This window comes from Endozoicomonas sp. YOMI1 (assembly GCF_024606345.1).
Taxonomy (GTDB): domain Bacteria; phylum Pseudomonadota; class Gammaproteobacteria; order Pseudomonadales; family Endozoicomonadaceae; genus Endozoicomonas.
This window is the reverse complement of the sequence record NZ_JAHHPM010000544.1, coordinates 1-2,142: the sequence shown is the minus strand read 5'-3', so window position 1 is coordinate 2,142 and position 2,142 is coordinate 1. Positions and strand designations below refer to the sequence as shown.

Here is a 2,142-nt window from a genome sequence, read left to right as displayed (position 1 = left end):
ACTCTTTAGTCATGATGGAAAACTTTTCCTTGCAAAGCGGGGCGGACCATATATGGCCCCGGTTTTCCTAGACGCGCCGCCGCGCTTATGCAGGCGTTAGTTGCTCCATCAAAATATAGGTTACAATTGCAAAACGTAATTTGAGAAAAATTTTATGAAAAAATCCGGAAAGTCATTAGCTGACCAGCTTTTTCCAGTTGAAAAGCTGGATGATGACTTAGCTATAGTCAATATACCGCCTGAAAAAAGGCGTTTGCACACAGAAACATATGATTTCTCTATAGCGACACTTGTAAGTCATTTGCGTGAGGAACTTATAATTGTTCCTGAGTTTCAGAGAAATTATGTTTGGAACAGAGCTCAAGCATCAAGACTAATTGAGTCATTAATTATCCAATGTCCAATTCCTGTTATTTATTTACATCAAGATCGAGATGAGATTTTATCTGTTATAGATGGAAATCAGCGATTGACATCAATCAGGTTATTTCTCGAAGATGCTTTTGAACTTCAAGGTTTGACAGCATATCCTGAACTTGAAGGAAATAAGTTCTCTGATTTAGATCCACGATTTCGTAGGCATATTCAAAATAGGACTCTTCGTTGCATAACAATAATCAAGGAAACTCATCCTCAGATTAAATTTGATGTTTTTGAGCGAATTAATACAGGTGCTGTTCAACTCAACCCACAAGAAGTTCGTCATGGAGTGTATCATGGGGCACTTATGAAACTTATTGATGAGCTTTCAAAGGAAAAGGTTTGGAACTCTATTAGTGGTCATAAAAACGATACACGAATGAAAGGTGGTGAACTCGTGCTAAGATATTTAGCATTAAGTAATAGACAGAGTGCTTATAAAAAACCGCTTAAAAGTTTTTTGAACGATTTTTGTACGGAATTTCGGAATATAGATGAAGAGAAGGTGTTACAATGGAAGCAAGAATTTTTAACTTCTATTGAAGCTGTAAATTACTTGTTCGGGAAGAAGGCATTTAAAGTTTTGAATGACAATCTTGAACCAGCTGTAAAAAATATTAATTCAGCATTATATGACGCAATAATGGTTGGGTTTACAAGGCATGGTGTTACTAAAAGGGAACTCCAGTCAATTAAAAAGAATGAATTCTTGACCAAATTCCAAGAATTTATCAGCAGTGATGAATATAAGAAAGCTATTACGTCTGGCACAAGTGCTAAGAACTCTGTGAATTATAGAATCGATGAATTCTGTAGGTTTCTTAATTCGGAGTTGAATTAAGTGGCTTATACAAAAAGTGTTGCGAGGCAGGAGTTTGAACAAACTATAAGTATGTTTAATTGCCAGATTAAATTCGCTTCGCTTAAGAAAAATGCTATTCCACATGATATCCAACAATGTGTCTATAGGAATGCAATATTTCAATCATCTGCTGCTGTTGAAGAGTTTGTAAAGTCCATTTTAGAAGATTGGGTTCATTTGCTTCATGTTCATAACAAAACAGTTTCCAGCATACCAAGAGAACTAATGGTTTGGGCTGTTGCTAAATGTCAGAAAGCAACATTCCAAAACTTTATCGCTTCTGGTGATGAAAATAAACTGATAAAGCAGCTATCTGATAATTGTAAACTTTTTTCGATATTTGAAGTGGATGCTTATATTAAAGATATCATTGGTTTGTCAGAGCATATAAGTGACAGAAAATATCCGTCTGAAAAGAACATAATTGTTTTATTTAAGCGTTTTGGTATTAATGATCTATTTAAATCAATACAGATTGAAGGAAAAAAAGACTATAAACGAATTTTGAAGTCTTTTTCTGATGTTCGAACTGAAATCGCTCATGAGCATCCAGCACCTGACCTAACATCATTAGATGTTAAGGAACAATTGACTGAGATTTGTGACTTTATTGCGAAAATTGATATGGTCATGTATTCGCATGTAGTTGCTATCAGTGGGCGTGTATGCTGGAAAACATCCAGATTCTAAGAACCAATAGCTTAAATCGGGTGCATTACTCTTAAGTCATGATGAAAACTTTTCCTTGCAAAGCGGGGCGAACCATAAGTAGTTGGCCAAATGGAATCGTATTTTTCTGGCTAAGTGGGCAGTTACTATGCAAGGCACAACGAAGGGAGCATAGCCGTAGCTATGTGACC

General features: G+C 35.8%; 2 protein-coding genes. Both read left to right on the top strand.

What is annotated here, in order from left to right:
- Positions 1-154 precede the first annotated feature (154 nt).
- The gene (locus tag KDK15_RS19405) at positions 155-1,261 is read left to right on the top strand and encodes a DUF262 domain-containing protein (protein WP_257297047.1); all 1,107 of its coding nucleotides are present in this window, start codon (positions 155-157) and stop codon (positions 1,259-1,261) included.
- Positions 1,262-1,972 carry a HEPN domain-containing protein gene (locus KDK15_RS19400; RefSeq protein ID WP_257297046.1) on the top strand — a complete coding sequence of 237 codons (711 nt, stop codon included), beginning with the start codon at positions 1,262-1,264 and terminating at the stop codon, positions 1,970-1,972.
- The last annotated feature ends 170 nt before the right edge of the window (positions 1,973-2,142 follow it).